The 19,954-nt window shown below is 64.2% G+C and carries 17 protein-coding genes; 6 read left to right on the top strand and 11 right to left on the bottom strand.

Annotated features, from left to right (window positions below; translation table 11 throughout):
• The first annotated feature begins 99 nt into the window (after positions 1-99).
• The 6 genes from tsaE to trxA all read left to right on the top strand — a co-directional run bounded on the left by tsaE (position 100) and on the right by trxA (position 9,386).
• On the top strand, positions 100-567 hold the full coding sequence (gene tsaE, locus BLT42_RS09205) for a tRNA (adenosine(37)-N6)-threonylcarbamoyltransferase complex ATPase subunit type 1 TsaE (RefSeq protein ID WP_091769998.1): 468 nt from the start codon (positions 100-102) through the stop codon (positions 565-567).
• A complete protein-coding gene (locus tag BLT42_RS09200; RefSeq protein ID WP_091769996.1) occupies positions 554-1,654 on the top strand; it encodes an aminoglycoside phosphotransferase family protein in 1,101 nt (366 codons plus the stop codon). The genes tsaE and BLT42_RS09200 overlap by 14 nt, the downstream gene beginning before the upstream one ends.
• Positions 1,651-2,364, top strand: a complete 714-nt coding sequence (locus BLT42_RS09195) for a nucleotidyltransferase family protein (protein WP_233342410.1) — start codon at positions 1,651-1,653, stop codon at positions 2,362-2,364. The genes BLT42_RS09200 and BLT42_RS09195 overlap by 4 nt, the downstream gene beginning before the upstream one ends.
• Positions 2,361-5,432, top strand: coding sequence for a double-strand break repair protein AddB (gene addB / locus BLT42_RS09190; RefSeq protein WP_091769993.1), 3,072 nt, complete (start codon positions 2,361-2,363; stop codon positions 5,430-5,432). Before BLT42_RS09195 ends, addB begins: the two co-directional genes overlap by 4 nt.
• Positions 5,429-8,977, top strand: coding sequence for a double-strand break repair helicase AddA (gene addA / locus BLT42_RS09185; RefSeq protein ID WP_091769992.1), 3,549 nt, complete (start codon positions 5,429-5,431; stop codon positions 8,975-8,977). The genes addB and addA overlap by 4 nt, the downstream gene beginning before the upstream one ends.
• Before the next feature lie 82 nt (positions 8,978-9,059).
• Positions 9,060-9,386, top strand: coding sequence for a thioredoxin TrxA (gene trxA, locus BLT42_RS09180; protein ID WP_091769990.1), 327 nt, complete (start codon positions 9,060-9,062; stop codon positions 9,384-9,386).
• Positions 9,387-9,453: 67 nt separating this feature from the next.
• Here the strand turns inward: trxA and BLT42_RS09175 are convergent, their stop codons facing one another.
• The 11 genes from BLT42_RS09175 to aroA form a co-directional block, all read right to left on the bottom strand.
• Positions 9,454-10,776: a bifunctional folylpolyglutamate synthase/dihydrofolate synthase gene (locus BLT42_RS09175; protein WP_091769988.1), complete on the bottom strand. Its 1,323-nt coding sequence runs from the start codon at positions 10,774-10,776 to the stop codon at positions 9,454-9,456.
• On the bottom strand, positions 10,751-11,686 hold the full coding sequence (accD, locus tag BLT42_RS09170) for an acetyl-CoA carboxylase, carboxyltransferase subunit beta (RefSeq protein ID WP_091769986.1): 936 nt from the start codon (positions 11,684-11,686) through the stop codon (positions 10,751-10,753). Before accD ends, BLT42_RS09175 begins: the two co-directional genes overlap by 26 nt.
• 31 nt (positions 11,687-11,717) lie before the next feature.
• Positions 11,718-12,506: a tryptophan synthase subunit alpha gene (gene trpA / locus BLT42_RS09165; protein ID WP_091769984.1), complete on the bottom strand. Its 789-nt coding sequence runs from the start codon at positions 12,504-12,506 to the stop codon at positions 11,718-11,720.
• A gap of 54 nt (positions 12,507-12,560) precedes the next feature.
• Positions 12,561-12,848, bottom strand: coding sequence for a BrnA antitoxin family protein (locus tag BLT42_RS09160; RefSeq protein ID WP_091769982.1), 288 nt, complete (start codon positions 12,846-12,848; stop codon positions 12,561-12,563).
• Entirely contained in the window at positions 12,820-13,104 is a 285-nt protein-coding gene (locus tag BLT42_RS09155; protein WP_091769980.1) for a BrnT family toxin, read from the bottom strand. The genes BLT42_RS09160 and BLT42_RS09155 overlap by 29 nt, the downstream gene beginning before the upstream one ends.
• A 538-nt stretch (positions 13,105-13,642) precedes the next feature.
• The gene (gene trpB / locus BLT42_RS09150) at positions 13,643-14,875 is read right to left on the bottom strand and encodes a tryptophan synthase subunit beta (protein ID WP_091769979.1); all 1,233 of its coding nucleotides are present in this window, start codon (positions 14,873-14,875) and stop codon (positions 13,643-13,645) included.
• Positions 14,876-14,886: 11 nt separating this feature from the next.
• Positions 14,887-15,537 carry a phosphoribosylanthranilate isomerase gene (locus BLT42_RS09145; protein ID WP_091769977.1) on the bottom strand — a complete coding sequence of 217 codons (651 nt, stop codon included), beginning with the start codon at positions 15,535-15,537 and terminating at the stop codon, positions 14,887-14,889.
• A gap of 110 nt (positions 15,538-15,647) precedes the next feature.
• Positions 15,648-15,953, bottom strand: coding sequence for an integration host factor subunit beta (locus BLT42_RS09140; RefSeq protein WP_091769975.1), 306 nt, complete (start codon positions 15,951-15,953; stop codon positions 15,648-15,650).
• Positions 15,954-16,086: 133 nt separating this feature from the next.
• Positions 16,087-17,790, bottom strand: coding sequence for a 30S ribosomal protein S1 (gene rpsA / locus BLT42_RS09135; RefSeq protein WP_091769973.1), 1,704 nt, complete (start codon positions 17,788-17,790; stop codon positions 16,087-16,089).
• 184 nt (positions 17,791-17,974) lie between these two features.
• Complete coding sequence (cmk, locus tag BLT42_RS09130; RefSeq protein ID WP_091769972.1) at positions 17,975-18,601, bottom strand: (d)CMP kinase; 627 nt, start codon at positions 18,599-18,601, stop codon at positions 17,975-17,977.
• Position 18,602: 1 nt separating this feature from the next.
• On the bottom strand, positions 18,603-19,943 hold the full coding sequence (gene aroA / locus BLT42_RS09125; protein WP_091769970.1) for a 3-phosphoshikimate 1-carboxyvinyltransferase: 1,341 nt from the start codon (positions 19,941-19,943) through the stop codon (positions 18,603-18,605).
• Between the last annotated feature and the right edge of the window lie 11 nt (positions 19,944-19,954).

Genomic DNA, 19,954 nt, shown 5'->3' with positions numbered 1-19,954 from the left:
GCTCCGGTTCTATGGGTTGGAAATGAACAGCGTTCACTGCGATGTCAAGATTCAGCTTCATCGCTTGCCGTCGCCGCCGCGCTTCGTTAAGCGCGAAGCATGAGCCATTCGCGCCATCTCACCCTGACTGACCTCGCCGCCACGATGGCGCTGGGCGATCGTCTCGCCGCCGTGTTGGTCGCGGGTGATGTGGTCTGTCTTGCCGGCGATCTCGGGGCCGGAAAGACGACCCTGGCACGCCAGGTCATCGCCAGGATGTGTGGCATCGACGACGCCCCGAGCCCGACCTACACCATTGTCCAGGTCTATGAGACCGACGCGGCGGTCGCGCTCTGGCATGTCGACCTCTACCGGATCGAGGCGCCGGGCGAACTGGAACAGCTCGGGCTGGATGACGCTTTCGATGATGCGATCACGCTGATCGAATGGCCGGAACGGCTTGAAGATGACCTCCCCGCCGACCGGCTGGAAATTTCCATAGCCATCACGGGCGCGGGCGTGGACACTGTCCGCGAAGCCCGGATAACAGGGTTTGGAAGCTGGGAGAGCCGCGTTGACGAATTCTGACCGCGCCACTGCGCGCGCAGCCTTTCTTGACCGGGCCGGATGGGCCGGAGCCGAGATCGCGCCACTGCCCGGCGATGCCTCAACCCGTCAGTATTTTCGTCTGTCGAGGCAGGGTGAGCCGGCAATGTTGATGGACGCACCGGCACGCGCGGAAGCGCCGACCTGCCCGCAAGACGCGACACCGGAACAACGCGCAGCCCTCGGCTATAACGCCCAGGCCCGACTGGCCGGTTCCAATCCGGCCGCTTTCGCCGGGCTGGCCAGCGCCCTGGTCGAACGCGGATTTTCCGCCCCACGCATTCTGGCCAGCGATCCCGACCAGGGCTTTCTCCTGCTCGAGGACCTTGGCGACGCGCTCTATGCTCGTCTCTTGCCGGGGCAGATGCATGAGGGGCGTTTGTATTCCGAAGCGGTCGACGCGCTGGCCGCGATCTACCGCTCATCCTTCGCCGACCGGGTCACCCTGGACGGCCGCGACTGGCCACTTCTGCCCTATGATGCCGTCGCTCTGGCGGCGGAGGCCGATCTCTTCCTCGACTGGTTCGCTGCGCGCCATGCCGGTATGACGATCGGCGAAGAGGCGCGGGCCGACTGGACCGAGATCTGGGAGCGCTCATTCCGGCGCCTCGAGAATTGTGCTCCGGGCCTGGTGTTGCGCGACTTCCATGCCGAGAATCTGATCCATCTCCCCGAACGCGAAGGCCATGCCCGCGTCGGCCTGCTGGATTTCCAGGACGCGGTAATCGGCCACCCGGCCTATGATCTCGTTTCGCTGATCGAAGATGCGCGCCGCAGCGTCGACCATAATCTGGCAATCCCGCTCAAGGCCCGCTTTGTCGAGAAGGCCGGGATTGAGGATGCGGCGGGCTTTGACGCCGCCTATGCGGTGCTCGGCGCCCAGCGCAATGCGAAAATTCTCGGGATCTTTGTCCGGCTGGCCCTGCGTGATGGCAAGCAGCGATATCTCGACATGCTGCCGCGGGTCGCACGCCATTATGTTTCCAACCTTCAGCATCCGGCGCTGATGCCCTTGCTGATGTGGACCAAGACGCATGCGCCCTCCGTTTTCGCGGAAGCGCACAAATGACCCGGATCGCGACGGGTATGGCGCTGGCTGCCGGTTTGGGAACGAGGATGCGACCACTCACCAATGACCGGCCCAAGGCGCTGGTCGAGGTTGGCGGCCAGGTTCTGCTCGACTGGGCGCTCGACCGGTTCGAGGCGGCGGGCGTGCAGCGGACCATCATCAATGTGCATCACTTCGCTGACGCGATGGAGGCCCATATCCAGGCCCATCAGCGCGCAGAAAAGCTGATGATTTCCGATGAGCGCGATTGCGTGCTGGAGACGGGCGGCGGTGTCGTCAAGGCGCTGCCCCTGCTTGGTGAGGACCCGGTCTTCATCTCCAATATCGACGCGATCTGGGTTGATGGCCCTGAAGCCGAGCTCGATCGAATGCGGGCCGCGTGGGATGCCGGGCGGATGGATGTCCTGCTGCTGCTCGCCCCGATGCAGGCTACGCTTGGTTTTGACGGAGCGGGTGATTTTTTCCTCGGGGATGATGGCCGCGTTGCCTGGCGCGGCGAGGCGGCGAGCGCGCCCTTCGCCTATGCCGGCGTCCAGATCATGAAGCCTTCCATCATGACGGGCCGGAGCGAGACCCGCTTCTCGATGACTGACGTCTGGCGCGATCTGGTGCCCCGGGGCCGCGTCTTCGGTCTGTCTATGCAGAGTTTCTGGATGCATGTCGGGGATCCGCAAGCGGTCGCTGCGGCCGAGGCGCGTCTGGCGAGGTGAGCGAGAGCCTGTTCGATACGCCGGCCCCGCGCCTTTTCACCCTGCCACCCCAGGCCGACTTCCTGCGATCCATCGCCCGACGCCTGCGGCTTGAATTCAATGTCGAGACCCATCCTGACGCGCTGACCCGTGTCCTGATCCTGACCCCGACCCGGCGCGCCGCCAAGGCCCTTGGCGACGCCTTTGCCGAAGAGGCCGGCACTGGCGTTGCCCTGTTGCCGATGATCCGTCCGCTCGGCGATATCGATGTCGATGATCCGCCGTTTGAACCGGGCGAACTGGCCGGTATTGCGCCGCCAGCCGTGTCCGCTTCGCGCCGCCGCTTCGAGCTGGCACGCCTGATCCTGGCCAAGGAGGCCGCATTGGGGCGCGAGATCGGGATTGGCGGTGCTCTCGCCCTGGCCGAACCGCTTGGTGCGCTGCTTGACGATCTGGCGACCGAGGATGTGACAGATCTTTCCGTCCTCGACGAAGCGCTGAAGGAACATTTGCCGGCCGACCGCCGCGAGGCTGTCGAATTCCTCAATATTGTTGGCACGATCTGGCCAATGCGGCTGAAGGAGCTGGGGCTGGTCGATAGTGCCGCGCGGCGCTCGATCGTCCTGGGGGCCCTGGTCGAGCGCTGGGACCGACAGCCGCCATCGCATCCGGTTCTGGTTGTTGGCTCGACCGGTTCAATCCCGGCCGCGCGCGACGTAATGCGGTGTGTCGCGCAACTGCCGCAAGGCGCCGTGGTTCTGCCGGGCTTCGACTGGGATGCCGATGACAAGGCCTGGGAGCATATTGACGACTCTCACCCGCAATGGGCGATGAAGGCTTTCGTCAGTGATTTCGGGATCCACCGCAAACAGGTCCGCCAATGGCCAGGCTCGGCCGAGGACGCCCCGGCGCGGGCCCGTCGCCGCGTCATCGCCGAATCCCTGCGGCCGGCCAAGGCGACCGATGACTGGCTTGATCGCGTCGAACAGCTCAAACAGCAATATGGCGAAGACTATTTCGCACGCGGCCTTGATGGGCTCTCCCTGGTCGAGGCCCCCGACCTGCTCGCCGAAGCGCGCATCTGCGCACTCCTGCTGCGCGAGACCCTCGATACGCCCGGCAAGACGGCCATCCTGGTGACGCCGGATCGCGGCCTGGCACGGCGTGTCGCAGCCGAGATGGACCGGTTTGGTGTCCGGCTTGATGATTCTGGTGGTGCGGCACTGTCGGAGACCCATGCCGGTGCCTTCCTCTTGCGCCTCCTCGATGTTGCGGAGGACCCGGGCAGTGTCGTGGCCCTGTCGGCGCTATGGGGTTCGCCGCTGTTTGCCGCCGGGCTGGAGCGCGGGCTGGTGCATGGTGTGCTCGGCAAGTTCGAGGCTGAAGCCTTGCGCGGCGTCCGGCCGGGGCGCGACCTGGCAGCGGTCCGCGCGCGCCTCGATGGCAAATATGTCGATCTGTTCGATGATGATCGCGCGGCGATTGAAGCCATACTGACGCAGATGCAGGCCGCCATGGCGCCGCTCGAGCCGGATGAGCAACTCCCTGCCGCCGTCTGGGCCGAACGCCATGCCCGCGCCGCCGAAGCGCTGGCCTCGAGCGCCGAGCGTGAGGGGGCGGTTCGCCTCTGGGCGGGTGAGGGCGGCGATGCGGCCGCCGGTGTGCTGCGTGAATTGCTCGGTGAGACCGAGAGCCTGCCGCCGATGCGCCTGTTTGAATATGCCGGGGCGTTTCGCGAGCTGGTGCGGGCGCGCCGGGTCCCGCCGCGCCTGGGCGTGCATCCACGCTTGCAGGTGCTCGGTCCGCTCGAGGCGCGCCTGATCGGGGCCGACCGGATTGTGCTGGCGGGCCTGAATGAGGGTGTCTGGCCGGCGGGGCTGGGGGTGGATCCCTGGCTCTCTGCGGGCATGCGCAAGGTGCTCGAACTGGGTGCGCCGGAGCGCCGGCATGGTCTGGCCGCACATGATTTCGCCCAGCTCGCTTGCGGCGCCGAAGTCTTTCTGACCCGGGCCACCAAGGCCGATGGCGCGCCGACGGTAGCCTCGCGCTGGGTTTGGCGTCTCAAGACGCTGGTCGAGGGCGCAATGGGGCGCGATGCGGCCGGCGAGGCGCTGGAGCCCGCCGAGCCCTATGCCGCCATTGCCCGTGACCTCAACGCGCCCGGCCTCGGTCCGAAACCGGCACCCAAGCCAGAGCCGCGTCCGCGCGTCAGCGCCCGGCCGCGAGGCCTGTCGATTACCGAGATCCGCACCTGGGTCCGCGACCCCTATTCCATCTATGCCCGCCGCATTCTCGGCATTAACCGGCTCGACCCGGCCGATATGCCGATTGGCGCGCGCGAGCGCGGTACGGCTCTACACGACGCGCTGGAAGAAGCGTTTGCAGACTGGCTGGAGGTGCTGCCTGAGGATGCCGAAGCACAACTGGTCGAGGTTTCGCGGCGGCATCTGGTCAAGGCCGGCTTTGCCCCCGAGGAACTGGTGGTCGAACTGCCCCGCTTTGCCCGCGCCGCCCGCTGGCTGATCGCCTGGGAGCGCGTCCGCCGCGCTGAAGGCATCACAATTGCCAAGTTGGAGGTCCGGGGGAGCCTGGTCCTGAACCAGGCCGGTGGAGATTGGGTCTTGAGCGGCCGTTCGGACCGCTTCGACCGACGTGCCGATGGCCGCCTGGATGTTATCGACTACAAGACCGGCACCGCAGCCAAGCCGAAAGTCGTCGCCGCCGGTTTTGATCCGCAATTGCCGCTGACGGCCGCGATGGCCCGTGTGCCGGGCGTGTTCGAAGGCCTCAACGGGGAGCCGGCCGGGCTTTATTATGTTCGCCTACCGGGCAACGCCGAGGGTGGCGAGGAGGCGCAAATTCACTCAATGCCTCAGAAAAAGCCGGTCACTCCCCCGGCCGATGAGATGGCCGCGAAGGCGCTGGAGGATCTGCGCGAGTGGATCGATCGCTTCGATCGCGAAACGGAGCCCTATCTTTCCCAACCCCGCGCGCAATACGTCAATGATTATGGTGATTACGATCATCTCGCCCGGCGCGGCGAATGGGCCAGTGCACCCGGTGGCGGCGATGAGGGTGGCGAGACATGAGCGAGCCGGGTTTTGATCCAGATATCATCAAGGGGGCCACCGCCGAGCAGGACCTTGCTGCCGATCCGGCGGCGAGTGTCTTCGTCGAGGCCAATGCCGGTTCCGGTAAGACCCGCGTCCTGGTCAATCGCGTTATCAATATCCTTTTGAATGGCACCCAGCCCGACCAGATCCTGTGCGTGACCTATACCAAGGCCGCCGCCGCAGAGATGAAGGAACGCCTGTTTGACCGGCTCGGTCACTGGTCGGTCATGCCGGACGGCAAGTTGGGCGATGAGCTGGAAAAACTTGGCCAGGAACGGCGCGATGCACCTTTCCTCGCTTCGGCCCGCAAGCTGTTCGCGATGGCGCTGGAAACGCCCGGCGGGCTGAAAATCCAGACCATTCACGCTTTCTGCGAAAACCTGCTGCGGCGCTTCCCGCTCGAGGCTGGTGCGCCTCCAGGCTTCAAGACGCTCGATGACAGTGAAGCGGCCAAAGTGGTCGAAACGGCCCGGCGGCGCACGCTGCAGGAGTTGGACCGCGATACGGTCGACACATTGTTGCAGGCGGGCGGCCCCGACGCGCTCGGCAATATCCTGCGCTGGACGCGCTTCAACCGCCACAAACTGCGCGATGCGCTGGAGGGGGCGGGCGATCCCGACGCTCTGATCGGCCAGATGTATGCACTGTTTGATCTGCCGATCGGGACACGATCCGCCGCGATAAAGGCCGAGGCCTGGGCTGCCGCACCGCATGTCCATCTCGCCGAAGCGGTGATCGCGCTGCGCCATTATGGCGGCTCGACCGATCAGACCCGCGCCGCTGCGCTCGATACAGCGCTCAATGCCGCGACGCCGGACCTGGCCTTTGACGCCTGTTTGCCGGCCTGGTTCATCAGCAATGGTGAGGGTAGTCGGGCCAAATCACTGGTCACCAAGGCCTGTGCAAAGGACGCGCCCAGCCTGCCCGGCCTGTTCGACGCCGAAGCCGAGCGCATGGTATTGGCACGCGACCAGGCCCGCACAGCCCAGGTCGCCGAGGCGAGCGCGGCGGCACTTCGGGTCGCGACGTTGTTCCTCGACGCCTATGACGCGGAAATGCTGCGGCAGCGCGCGCTCGATTTTGATGATCTCATCGTCCTGTCGGGTCATCTCCTGAGCGAGGCCAATCCCTTCTCCGGCTGGGTCGGCTACAAGCTTGATGGCCGTCTGGCGCACGCGCTGGTCGATGAGGCCCAGGATACCGCGCCGCGGCAATGGGACATGATCGGATCGCTCACCGCTGAATTCTTCGCCGGAAAGGGCGCGAATGAGGACGCGCGCACCCTGTTCGTGGTCGGTGACGAGAAGCAGTCGATTTATTCCTTCCAGGGTGCCGAGCCGGCCCGCTTCATCGCCGAGGGTGATGCGCTGGGCGAGCGGGCCGATGCGGCCGGGCTGAAATTCACGCGTCCGGCGCTCGATGTCAGCTTCCGCTCGGCGCCGGAAATCCTGCAGGCTGTCGACCAGGCCTTTGCGCCGATTGCCGCCACTGCGCCGGAAACCAAATTCCAGAATACCGATCCGGCGCGCCCCTTCGCCTTCTACAATAATCACAAGGCGGCCCGATCCGGGATGCCGGGCTGTGTCGAATTCTGGCCGTCCGTGCCCAAGCCGGAAACGGTCGAGGAAAGTTCGATCTTCGATCCGGTCGATACGCCGGGGCGCGGTACGGCGCGGGATATACTGGCGCAGACCCTGGCTGCGGAAATCCGCGCGATGATTGATCGTGGGGATGCGGTCTGGGAAGAGACCGGCGGACGCTTCGAGCAGCGCCCGGTCCAGCCCAAGGATATCGCCATCCTCGTCTGGCGCCGCACGGGCGGTTTCTTCGAGGAAGTGATCCGCCAGCTCAAACTCGCCCAGGTCCCTGTTGCCGGTGCCGACCGGATGGTGTTGCGCGAACAGACCGTGGTGAAAGATCTTCTGGCGCTGGGGCGTTTGGCGATTACGCCCGGTGATGATCTGGCGCTGGCGGAATTGCTCAAATCGCCCTTCTTCGACCCGGTCTCCAGCACGACGCCGCCGATTGATGATGCGGCCCTGTTTGATCTGGCCGAGAGCCGCCGCAACAGCCATCGCGGCGCGCTCTGGAATGCGCTCTTCACCTCGACCGATCCGCGCTTCGCCGAAGCCCGTGCGGCGCTGACCGAATGGCGCAATAAGGCCGATAATGAAGGGCTTTACGACGTTTATTGCGGCTTCCTCAATGCCCGCACCCCGACCGGGGAGAGCCGCTGGGCGCGGGTCCTGGCACGGCTGGGTGAGGAGGCGCGTGATCCGGCAGAAGTCTTCCTGGGGCGTGCGCTCGAGCATGAGCGTGAGCATGGTGGGGCGATGGCGAGTTTTGTCGCCTCGCTGCAGGGCGAAGAGACCCAGCTCAAGCGCGAGATGAGTACGGACCGGGACGAGGTCCAGGTGATGACGGTTCATGCCTCAAAGGGGCTTGAGCGGCCTGTCATTATCCTGCCGGATACCACGCGTTCGCCTGCTACGGGCAAAGGGGAACCTATCTTCAGTCATGCAGTAGCCGGTCTGATCTGGTCGCAACGCAAGGCCGAGGATCCGCCACTCGTTGCCGAAATGCGCGAAACCGATGCGGCCAGGGCCCAGGCCGAGCATGGCCGCCTGCTCTATGTCGCGCTGACGCGGGCGCGCGACCGTCTGATCGTCTGCGGCTGGCGTCAGGGCCGGGGCCCCGGCAGCGTGGCCAAGGACAGCTGGTACACGCAATTGGCGGCGCAATGGTCCGGTGATGACTGGGCCGAGTTCGAGACCCCGCTCTCGACGCGTGTCGAGGGGATTGGTGCGGGCCTGCGACTGGGCGCTGCGCCGGTCGCGCTGGGCACACATGATCGCGCCGCGGCGGCGAAAGTGACGCTGCCCGCCTGGGCGATTGAACCGGCTACCAGCGAGGCGGGCGCCCTGCGCGCGATTGCGCCTTCGCGCTTGCTGGCCGATGAGGAGATGGCGGAGGCGGTCGTCTCGCCCCTGCTCGATCCGGGTGGCCAGCGCTTCCGGCGCGGTGAGGTCATCCACAAATTGCTCGAAACCCTGCCCGATCTTGACCCCGCCCGCCGGCGCGAGGCGGCGGCACGTTTTGTCGCGGCCCAGCCGGATCTCGACGCGGCGACCCGGTCCGTCATCATCGAGGAAACCCTGGGCATTCTCGACCATCCCGATTTCGCCGCCCTGTTCGGTCCGGGCAGCCGCGCCGAAGTTGCCCTGACCGGCACGGCACCGGGATTGCCGCCGGGCACAAAGGTGCGCGGACAGGTCGACCGGCTGGTGGTGACGGATCACGAAGTCCTGATCGTTGACTACAAGACCAATCGTCCGCCGCCGGTTGATGTCGATGGGGTCGCGCGGGTTTATCTCGGCCAGATGGCCGCCTACCGCGCCCTGCTGCGCAGCCTGCATCCCGGCAAGACGGTGCGTTGCGCCCTGTTGTGGACCGATGCGGCCCGTCTGATGGAAATCCCCGCAGAATTGCTGGACGGTGTCCTGTCAGGTGCAAACTCTTGACGATTGACCCGGCGCTGCTTACCTCACGCCTCATGTAATGGGTTTGGAACAACCGGACCCGCCCCGAACAAAGGAGTAGCCCATGGCGACGAAAGCGGTCAGCGATGATTCCTTCGAGTCTGATGTCCTCAATGCGGATCGTCCCGTGCTTGTCGATTTCTGGGCCGAATGGTGCGGCCCGTGCAAGCAGATTGCACCCGCGCTTGAAGAATTGGCCGAGGAAATGGCCGGCGAACTCACTGTCGCCAAGGTGAATATCGACGACCATCCGTTGACGCCTGGCAAGTATGGCGTTCGCGGCATCCCGACCCTGATGATTTTCAAGGGCGGCCAGGTGGCCTCGACCAAGATCGGCGCGATGGCCAAGGGCAAGATCACCGAATGGGTCCGCGAGACCCTCTCGGCCTGATCGGGCTCCACACGGCCAGTCAGAATTGAGAAACGGGCTCCTTTCGGGGCCCGTTTTTCTTTGTGCCTCAGCCCGGCGTCTGGTGTGGTGCGGCACCGCCCAGGGCCAGGGCTTCGCCGGCCAGATAGAGCGAGCCCCCAATCAGGATACGCGGGGCGGGGACTTCCTTGGCCGCATTCTTGACCGCCAGCAGCAGGCTGGTGGCTGTCTCCGCCCTGAGGTCGGCGGCATTGGAGGCGGCAGCAACCGCGTCGGCTGTCTGCGACCCGCCGCGCCCGGAACTGAATTCGACCGCGATCAACCGCCTCGCCAGGCCGGCAAATTGCGAACACCAGCCTTCGACGTCCTTGTTGGGCGAGAAGCCGGCAATGATGACCAGCGGCCGGTCCTCGCGCTCATCCATATCGGCCAGGGCGTGGGACAGGGCGGCAGCGGCAGCCGGGTTATGGCCGCCATCAAGCCAGAGCTCGGCATTATGGCTGCGGGCAATCTCGCCGAGCGGTCCCCGTGTGATGTTCTGCAGGCGTGCCGGCCAGGTGGCGTGGGCAATGCCGTCGGCGACACATTTTTCCGGCCATTGCAGCACAGCGGCACAGGCCGCCGCGGCGCCGGCATTATCGATCTGGTGCGGCCCGATCAGACCCGGGCTGGGCAGGTCCCAGACACGGCTTTCGTCTTCATAGGTCAGGCGGCCGTGTTGCTGATAGGCCCGGAAGTCCTGGCCCCAGACATAGGCGAGTGCACCCACGCGGCCCGCTTCCTGGAGCAGGGCGGCCTCGGCCTCCGGCCCTTGACGGCCGATAATGGTCGGGACGCCGAACTTGCAGATCCCGGCCTTCTCGCGTGCGATGGCCGCGATGTCATTGCCGAGGAATTCCTGGTGATCGAGCCCGATCGCGGTGATGACGCACAGGACGGGTTTGGCAATCACATTGGTGGCATCAAAGCGGCCGCCGAGCCCGACCTCGAGAATAAGCAGGTCAGCCGGGTGTTCGCTGAACAGCAGGAAGGCGGCGGCCGTGGTGATTTCAAAGAAGGTGATCGGCTCACCGAAATTCGCCGCTTCACAGCGCGCAAACGCCTCGATCAGGGCCTGGTCGCCAACCGGCTGGCTGTCGATCTGGATGCGTTCGTTGAAATCGACCAGATGCGGCGAGGTGTAGACATGCACTTTCTGGCCATTGGCCCGCGCCATATGAGCCAGATAGGCGCAGGTCGAGCCTTTGCCATTGGTGCCGGCGACATGGATGGTCGGCGGCAAGTGATCCTGCGGGTTTCCCAGCGCTGTCAGAAGACGCTGCAGCCGCCCCAGCGACAGGTCGATCTTTTTCGGGTGAAGCCGTGCAAGCCGCGTCAGCGCGTCGTCAATGTCCTGGCGTCGGGTGCTCATGCGATCCTCCGTCCGCCGCCACATGGTCAGGCGAGGGCGGTGCCAGGCGGCCGGGGGTGGACGCGCTTGGACGTTTCATCAGCACGCGCAGCATGCGAGCCAGCGTTGCCGGGATTTCGTGACGGTGGACGACCTGGTCGATCATGCCCTTTTCCAGCAGGTATTCGGCGCGCTGGAAACCCTCGGGGAGTTTTTCCCGGATGGTCTGTTCGATCACGCGCGGCCCGGCAAAGCCGATCAATGCGCCCGGTTCGGCAATCTGGACATCGCCGAGCATGGCGTAGGAGGCGGTGACGCCGCCCGTGGTCGGATCGGTCAGCACGACGACATAGGGCAGGCTCGCATCGCGCAGCATCTCGACGGCAATCGTGGTGCGCGGCATCTGCATCAGCGACAGCGCGCCTTCCTGCATGCGTGCGCCACCTGCGGCGGTGAAGACGATCAGGGGCGCGCGTTTGGCAATCGCGGTCTCGGCGGCCTTGATGAAGCTCTCGCCGGCGGCCATGCCGAGTGAGCCGCCCATGAAGGCGAAATTCTGCACCAGCACGACGGATTCAACGCCGCCAATGCGGCCGACGGCAATCGCCATCGCATCGTCGCGCCCGGTCTTCTTGCGCGCGGCAGCGATCTTGGAGACATAGGTCTTCTCGTCGCGGAACTTCAGCGGGTCCTTCGGGACTTCCGGTGTGTCGAGCTCCTCAAACGCGTCGTCGAAGGTGAACTGGAAACGCCAGGCAGGCCCGATACGCATGTGATGACCCGCAGGCGTGACGAATTGGCCAGCCTCCAGATCCTTCTGGAACACCATCTCGCCCGAGATCGGACATTTGACCCAGAGATTGTCGGGCGTGTCCCGCTTGGAGAAGATTTTCGACATCCCCGGCGGGGTGATCTTGGAAAGCCAGTTCATCTCTGAATCCCGATCCCTCATTGTCCGTTTCTCATCGTTTGACGCCGTGTGTGGCGGTAGACAAGGTTTTCACCAATTTCACAGCGCCCGCAACACCGCCATCATGCATGGCATCGACAATCGCCGAACCCACCACCACAGCATCCGCGCATTGCGCGATCGCCCTGGCCTGTTCCGGCGTGCGTACACCGAAACCGACGACGACCGGCAGGCCGCTGGCTGCCTTGACGCGCGCCACGGCATTGCCGACATCGGTGACCGCACCGGAACCGGTTCCGGTCACGCCTGTCGTTGAGACGTAATAGACGAAACCCGAAGTGTTTTCGACCACAGTCGCCAGCCGCTTGTCATCGGTTGTCGGGGTGGCTAGGCGGATCATCGAGATGCCGAGCTTGGCCAGATGCGGCCGCAGCACGGCGTCTTCTTCCGGCGGCAGGTCGACGCAGATCAACCCGTCGACACCGGCCTTGGCCGCGGCCTTGGCGAATTTTTCCCAGCCCATGGAATGGATCGGATTGGCATAGCCCATCAGCACGATCGGCGTGGTGTGATCATGCTTGCGGAAATCCTGCGCCTGTTGGAGCGTGCCCTTCAGCGTCATCCCCGCATCAAGCGAGCGCAGGGCGGCGGCCTGGATCGAGGCGCCATCGGCCATCGGATCGGTAAAGGGCATGCCCAGCTCGATCACATCGGCGCCGGCCTCGGGCAGGGCCGCCAGCAGGCCGGCGCTGTCGCCATCGCCGGCCATGATATAGGCGACAAAACCGGGTCGGCCCCAGGCTTCCAGCTCGGAGAAACGGGTGGTGAGGCGATTTTTCATGTCAGAGGTCTGCTCCTGCGGGCGTTGGCCGATAAGGTCTCACATCTTGAAGCCTCACGCCTCACCCTTCTTCATCGCATCGACATAGGCGCGCAGCACCGCATTGATGCGGGTCTGATAGCCTTTGCCCTGCGCCTTGAAGAAGCGGAGAATGTCGACGTCAAGGCGGAGCGTGACCTGTTCCTTGGTCACAGGCATCCGAAGCTCGGCCTTGGCGAACCATGCCTCATCAAGCTCGGGGATGTCAGAATAATCGATATCCTCGTCAGGCATGTTCGCGATCTCGGCGACACGCTCCTCGGAGACGTGGAGATCACTGAGTTTCTTGCGAATAATGGCCATGATAGAGCGCCCTTTCCTTCCTGTTGGCCCGCCGCGCCGAGATGAGGCGCGTGCGGCCCTGCCTGTCGGTGTGAACGATAGCGATGATGGCGCGGTCTTTGATCAGACCGATCGATATTTCGCGCAATTCGCCATAATCCACCCTGTCGTCGACAATGGTGAAAACCGGGCCATCAAAGGCCTGCACGGCCTCCTGAAAACTCAGCCCGTGCTTGGCGATATTGGCCGCGTTCTTCGCCTCATCCCATTCGAACATGAGGCATTGTAACTACAAGTGTCGTTACAATCAAGCCGCTCTGATTGCTTTTGGTAGTCCGCCAGGACTTTGCACCGGCTCGGCTATCAGCGGAAATGTCCGGAGAACCACGGACCCGATGGTCGATCACTGGTCATTCCAATGAAGCGGCACCACATCGAGCTAGCACCGGCGAGGACATCCGAAGCAATCGTTTGCTGGATGGATTCCCCTGGCTCCAACTCATACGGTATTGGCTCTCCGATGCGCGTACCAACGTCGCCAAAATGGAACCCAATACACTGCAGTAACCCTGCCCGAGGCTCAGGCGTTGAGTTCACAAACAGTATCCGGGCTGTTGCTGGGCTTTCGTCGGCTTCTGGCATTTCCCACTCATCTTCGGTCCGACGGACGTAGTGATCTCGGGTCCGGAAGAAGGTGACCACGGCCACCACTCCATCACTTTGCTGCCAAGTGCCAACCGGGTTGGTGACATGGGGTCGTGCTGCAAAGCAGGCCGAAGACAGCCCCACTGAGAGCACTAAAGCCGTGATGATCCTCATAACTTCACCCCCAGCATCTCAGCCACTTGCGGCACATCCTTGTCGCCGCGGCCGCACATATTCATCAGGATCATGCCCTTGGGCCCCAGCTCCTTGGCCAGATCGCGGACGCGCGCCAAAGCATGAGCGGGTTCCAGTGCCGGGATGATGCCTTCGAGCCTGGAGCAGATCTGGAACATTTCCAGCGCTTCGGTATCGGTGGCCGAGACGTATTCGGCGCGCTTCATGTCGTGCAGGAAGGCGTGTTCCGGGCCGATGCCGGGATAGTCCAGACCGGCGGAGATGGAGTGGGCGTCGATGATCTGGCCGTCATCATCCTGCAGGAGATAGGTGCGGTTGCCGTGGAGTATGCCTGGGCGGCCGCCCTTGAGGCTGGCGGCGTGCTTGTCCGTGTCCAGGCCCAGGCCGGCGGCCTCGACGCCGATCAGGCGGACATCCTCATCATCGATGAAGGGGTGAAACAGGCCCATCGCATTGGAGCCGCCACCGATACAGGCGACGCAGGCATCGGGAAGCCGTCCGGTGCGTTCCAGGATCTGCTCGCGGGCTTCGCGGCCGATGATGGACTGGAAATCGCGCACCATGGCCGGATAGGGGTGCGGGCCGGCCACGGTGCCGATGACGTAGAAGGTGTCATGCACATTGGTGACCCAGTCGCGCAGGGCCTCATTCATCGCATCCTTCAGCGTGCCAGTGCCGGAGGTGACGGGCACGACTTCGGCGCCGAGCAGTTTCATGCGGAAGACATTGGGCGATTGGCGCGCGACATCGGTGGCGCCCATGAAGACGGTGCAGGGCAGGCCGAAACGCGCCGCAACCGTGGCCGTGGCGACGCCATGCTGGCCGGCGCCGGTCTCGGCGATGATGCGGGTCTTGCCCATGCGCAGGGCGAGCAATACCTGGCCGAGGCAGTTATTGATCTTGTGGCTGCCGGTATGATTGAGCTCATCGCGCTTGAGCCAGACCTGGGCGCCGCCGAATTCCTCGGTCAGACGCTCGGCGAAATACATCGGGCTCGGCTTGCCGACATAATCGCGCAGGAATTCATCCATCTTGTCGGTGAAGGCCGGGTCGATCTTGGCCGCCTCATAGGCGGTTTCCAGTTCGAGGATGAGCGGCATCAGGGTTTCCGCGACATAACGGCCGCCGAAATCGCCGAAACGGCCGTTATTGTCGGGCCAGGCCGAGAGCGAATTGGGTCGGGTGTCGACGGGCGCAGTCTCGCTCATGGCGCTCTCCTTCAGGTCAGGCCGGGCGCCGGCTGTGCCAGCGCGTCGGCAAAAGCTTGTATCCGTGCCGCATCCTTGATGCCCGGCGACGATTCAATGCCCGAGGACACGTCGACCGCCTTCGCGCCGGAGGCAGCAACAGCTGCCGCGACATTGCTGGCATCAAGACCGCCGGACAAGAGCCAGGGCACAGATAGGTTCAGGTTTTTCAGCAGGCCGTAATCATAGGTCTCACCCCAGCCGCCGGGCCGGCTGGCGCCCCGCGGCGGTTTGGCGTCGAACAACAGCATGTCGGCGACGCGGTCATAGGCACGCGCGGCCTCCAGGTCGCTCGCGTCGGCCACCGGGACAGACTTGATAATCCCCTGGCGAGCATAGGCACGCGCCTGGACCACGCGCCGGGGGTCTTCCGAACCGTGCAGCTGGATCCAGTCCGGACGCATGGCGTCGCGGATCTGGGCCAGGAGGGCGTCATCGGGGTCGACCATTACGGCGACGGTCTCGGTGCCTTGCGCCAGATGCGCCAGTTCGCCAGCCAGGGCTGGTGTGACATGGCGCGGACTGGCGGGGAAAATCACATAGCCGGTCCAGCGCGCGCCGGCCTGCACGGCAGCGGCGACATCACGCCCGGTTTTCAGGCCACAGAATTTGATTTCGGTCATGCCGGTGGAGTTAGCGCGTCGCCGCCCGGAGGGAAACCCGCTTGTCGCCGTCAAACCGGAGGACCGGCGCTAAACAGCCGCTGTGAACAGCCGCAAGTGTTCGCTGCTGGTCAGGCTGGTGTCGATTTTGAGGCCCGCGAGGCATCGACGCGTTCGCGCAATTCCTTGCCGGTCTTGAAGAAGGGAACGTGTTTTTCCTTGACGGCAACACTGTCGCCGGTGCGTGGGTTCCGACCGACGCGGGGCGGACGGTGGCGTACCGAGAAAGCACCGAAACCGCGCAGTTCGACACGTTCGCCGCGCGCCAGGGATTCAGTAATGCCATCAAGAATCGTGTTGACCACGCGCTCGACATCCCGGTGATAGAGATGCGGGTTGGCCTCGGCCAGTTTGTCGATCAGCTCGGATTTGATCATGCGACAGCTCCACGCCTGAAAGTTCAAACCTGACCTTTGCGACCGCTCGCGTCAATGAGTCAGATTCAAAAAAACGGCCGGAGCGAGGAGCTCCGGCCGTTCATTCTACTCATCCCCGCAGGGACAAGCGATCCTATTCGCCTTTGTCAGCATCCTTCTCGCGCATTGCTGCACCGAGAATGTCACCGAGTGAGGCACCGGCATCGGACGAGCCGTATTGCTGGACCGCATCGCGTTCATCGGCGATTTCAAGCGCCTTGACCGAGAGCGAAACACGGCGCGAAGCCTTGTCGACATTGGTGATGCGGGCATCGACCTTGTCGCCGACCGCAAAACGCTCCGGACGCTGTTCGGCACGATCGCGCGACAGGTCGGACTTGCGGATGAAGGCTTTGACAGCTGCGTCGTCGCCGAAGGTGACTTCGATACCGCCAGTGGTGATTTCGGTGACCGTACAGGTCACGGTGTCGCCACGGTTGGCACCGGAGGAATCCATCGGATCGCCGGCCAGCTGCTTGATGCCGAGGGAGACGCGTTCCTTGTCGATGTCGACATCGAGAACTTTTGCGTCAACCAGGTCACCCTTCTTGAAGGCTTCGATGGCTTGCTCGCCCGACTGATCCCAGGAGATGTCGGAGAGGTGAACCATGCCGTCGATTTCGCCTTCCAGGCCAACGAACAGACCGAATTCGGTGATGTTCTTGACTTCACCCTGGATCTGCGAGCCGGCCGGATAGGTTTCGGCGAAGACTTCCCATGGATTGCGCTGGGTCTGTTTGACACCGAGCGAGATGCGGCGCTTGTCGGCGTCGACATCGAGAACCATGACTTCGACTTCCTGGGAGGTCGAAAGGATCTTGCCTGGGTGGATATTCTTCTTGGTCCAGCTCATTTCGGAGACGTGGACCAGGCCTTCAACGCCTTCTTCGAGTTCAACGAAGGCACCGTATTCGGCGATATTGGTCACGCGGCCCTTGAATGTCGCGCTGACAGGGTATTTGGCGGCAACGCCTTCCCATGGGTCGGACATCAGCTGCTTCATGCCGAGCGAGATACGCTGGGTCTCTTTATTGATCTTGATGATCTGAACTTTGACGTTCTGACCGACTTCAACGACTTCGGACGGATGACCCACGCGGCTCCACGACATGTCGGTGACGTGCAGCAGGCCATCAATGCCGCCGAGATCAACGAATGCGCCGTAATCGGTGATGTTCTTGACGATACCGTCACGGGCTTCGCCCTCGGCCAGCTGACCGACGAGTTCTGCACGCTGTTCGGCACGCGATTCTTCAAGCACGGCACGACGCGAAACGACGATATTGCCGCGCGGACGGTCCATTTTGAGAACGGCGAATGGCTGTTCCTGGTTCATCAGCGGGCCGACATCGCGCACAGGGCGGATATCGACTTGCGAGCCGGGCAGGAAGGCGCTAGCGCCGCCCAGATCGACCGTGAAGCCACCCTTGACGCGGCCGACGATGGCACCGTTGACAGGTTCTTTCTTTTCGAAGGACTGCTCGAGGCGATCCCAGCTTTCTTCGCGGCGGGCCTTGTCGCGCGACAGCATGGCTTCACCGAGGGCGTTTTCGATACGCTCGAGGAAGACTTCGACTTCATCACCCACTTTGGGGGCTTTGGAACCAGGACCGGTAAATTCGCGGACCGGAATACGGCCTTCGGTCTTGAGACCTACGTCGACGACGACGGCATCATTTTCAATGGCGGTGACAATGCCCTTGATGACCTGGCCTTCGGCAAGGTCGCGGCCGGCCAGGCTCGCTTCGAGCATGGCGGCAAAATCGTCGGTCGTCGGGGTAAGGGTTTCGGTAGACATGTAAGAGGTTGCTCCAGAATGCGATGCGAGCCGCAAAATGCGGGGTAGTTCGCATCGCTGGGCCAGATTGGCCCGGCAAGGGGTTTTTCCATGGGCGCCAATATCGAAACCCGCTGCGATCCTGAAATCGCGCGCGTTTTGAAGTCGGTAAGCCCGGTTTCTAGATCGCCAAAGCCCTTGTGGGTCACGCCTTCCTAGCGTTTTCCACAATCTGAATGGCCGCAGCAATCGCCGCGTCTATACTCAAGGACGAGGTATCAAGCAAGGTTGCGTCGTCCGCGGGGCGCATGGGGGCGTCGGCGCGCTCGGTGTCGCGCGCGTCTCGTTCGCGCGTCTGGGCCAGCACGGTTTCATAACTGATCGGATCGCCTTTCGCCGTCAGTTCGCGCCAGCGCCGGTCGGCCCGGGTTTCGGCATTGGCGGTGACATACAGTTTCACACCGGCATCGGGGCAGATCACGGTGCCGATATCGCGGCCGTCCAGAATGGCGCCGCCGGCCTGCTCGGCAAAATCGCGCTGCAACTCATAAAGCGCCGCGCGCACGGCGGGCAGGGCCGCGACGCGAGACGCCATCGCTCCGGCATCGGCGGTGCGAATGCGGGTCTCATCGATCGCGGTGACATCGAGGGCGCGCGCTGCGGCTGCCGCAGCGGCCTCGTCGGCCGGATCGATCGCCGCATCAATCACCGCGACAGCCGTGGCGCGATACAATGAGCCGGTATCGAGGTGCGGCAGGCCGAAATGACGCGCGAGTGCCTTGGCGATCGTGCCCTTGCCCGAAGCGAGCGGTCCATCAACAGCGATAATCATCTCAGATCGACTCCAGTGTCGCGCCGAGCGCCATCATGTCGTCGGCGAAGCGGGGATAGCTGGTGGCGATCATCGATGCATCGTCAATGCGCACCGGCTGCTGCGACGCCAGGCCGAGCACGAGGGCGCTCATGGCCAGGCGGTGGTCATGATGGGTCGGCACCATGCCGCCACCCGCGACCGAGCCCGGTCCTTTGCCGGTGACCGTCAGGCTGTCCTCGCCAACATTCAGCTCAACGCCATTGAGGCGCAGAAGCTCGGCGGTGCCGGTCAGCCGGTCGCTCTCCTTGGCGCGCAATTCGGCGAGGCCGGCCATGTGGGTATTGCCGGTGGCGCAGGCCGCCGCGACGCCGAGGATTGGGTATTCATCGATCATCGAGGGCGCGCGATCGGCCGGCACTTCGACCCCGCGCAGTGTGGAGTGGCGTGCGGTGATATTCATCGTCCGCTCGCCGGCCATGAACGGTCCGGCCGTGGTCTCCAGATCGGCTCCCATTTCTCGGAGCGTCTCGATCAGTCCGGTACGCGAGGGATTGTCCATCACGCCGTTGATCTGGACGCAGGAGCCGGGTGTGATCAAGGCAGCGACAAGTGCAAAGCCGATCGAGGACGGGTCGCCCGGGACGGTGAGGTCCTGGGCTTTCAGTGTCTGGTGGCCGGGCAGGCGGATCCGGACGCCGTCCTCGCTGCGCGTGACCTCGAGCGTGACGCCGAAGGCACGCAGCATGGTCTCGGTGTGATCGCGGGTGGCGTGGTGTTCGGTGATGACGGTCTCACCGCTGGCGCCGAGGCCGGCGAGCAGGATGGCCGACTTCACCTGGGCGGAAGCGATGGGCGGCGCATAGGCAATACCCTTCAAGCGTGACGGGGCCAGGGTGGCGGGCAGGCGCCCGTCAGTGCTGGTGAAGCCGGCGCCCATTAACTCCAGCGGATCGGTCACGCGCCGCATCGGGCGTGATGAGAGGCTGGCATCGCCGGTGAAGACCGCGCCGGCGCCGCTGCCGGCGATGGCACCCATCATCAGCCGGACACCTGTGCCCGAATTGCCGAAATCGAGCGGTGAGCGCGGTGATGCGAACCGCCCGCCGCGGCCCACGACCCGCCAGCTGCCGGGGCCGAGGCGTTCCACCTCGGCGCCCAGCGAGGCGATGGCCTTCGCTGTGTTGAGAACATCATCGCTCTCGAGCAGGCCGGCGATGCGGCTCTCGCCCTGGGCCAGCCCCGCAAAGATCAGGGCGCGATGCGAAATCGACTTGTCGGCCGGCGCGGAGAGGCTGCCGGTCAGCGGTCTACTCGGACGCGCCAAAAACGGGCCTTGCAATTGGGGGGCAAGCTGGGTCATCAACTGAATTT

It is taken from the genome of Maricaulis salignorans (genome assembly GCF_900103475.1).
GTDB lineage: Bacteria > Pseudomonadota > Alphaproteobacteria > Caulobacterales > Maricaulaceae > Maricaulis > Maricaulis salignorans.
Note: the sequence above shows the minus strand (reverse complement) of the source record. Positions and strands in the feature narration are given on the sequence as shown.

Bases quoted from the DNA above. Each gene is read 5' to 3' on its own strand.
- tsaE (WP_091769998.1), top strand. From the start codon at position 100: ATGAGCCATTCGCGCCATCTCACCCTGACTGACCTCGCCGCCACGATG.
- BLT42_RS09195 (WP_233342410.1), top strand. From the start codon at position 1,651: ATGACCCGGATCGCGACGGGTATGGCGCTGGCTGCCGGTTTGGGAACG.
- addA (WP_091769992.1), top strand. From the start codon at position 5,429: ATGAGCGAGCCGGGTTTTGATCCAGATATCATCAAGGGGGCCACCGCC.
- trxA (WP_091769990.1), top strand. From the start codon at position 9,060: ATGGCGACGAAAGCGGTCAGCGATGATTCCTTCGAGTCTGATGTCCTC.
- BLT42_RS09175 (WP_091769988.1), bottom strand. From the start codon at position 10,776: ATGAGCACCCGACGCCAGGACATTGACGACGCGCTGACGCGGCTTGCA.
- accD (WP_091769986.1), bottom strand. From the start codon at position 11,686: ATGAACTGGCTTTCCAAGATCACCCCGCCGGGGATGTCGAAAATCTTC.
- trpA (WP_091769984.1), bottom strand. From the start codon at position 12,506: ATGAAAAATCGCCTCACCACCCGTTTCTCCGAGCTGGAAGCCTGGGGC.
- BLT42_RS09160 (WP_091769982.1), bottom strand. From the start codon at position 12,848: ATGGCCATTATTCGCAAGAAACTCAGTGATCTCCACGTCTCCGAGGAG.
- BLT42_RS09155 (WP_091769980.1), bottom strand. From the start codon at position 13,104: ATGTTCGAATGGGATGAGGCGAAGAACGCGGCCAATATCGCCAAGCAC.
- trpB (WP_091769979.1), bottom strand. From the start codon at position 14,875: ATGAGCGAGACTGCGCCCGTCGACACCCGACCCAATTCGCTCTCGGCC.
- BLT42_RS09145 (WP_091769977.1), bottom strand. From the start codon at position 15,537: ATGACCGAAATCAAATTCTGTGGCCTGAAAACCGGGCGTGATGTCGCC.
- BLT42_RS09140 (WP_091769975.1), bottom strand. From the start codon at position 15,953: ATGATCAAATCCGAGCTGATCGACAAACTGGCCGAGGCCAACCCGCAT.
- rpsA (WP_091769973.1), bottom strand. From the start codon at position 17,790: ATGTCTACCGAAACCCTTACCCCGACGACCGACGATTTTGCCGCCATG.
- cmk (WP_091769972.1), bottom strand. From the start codon at position 18,601: ATGATTATCGCTGTTGATGGACCGCTCGCTTCGGGCAAGGGCACGATC.
- aroA (WP_091769970.1), bottom strand. From the start codon at position 19,943: ATGACCCAGCTTGCCCCCCAATTGCAAGGCCCGTTTTTGGCGCGTCCG.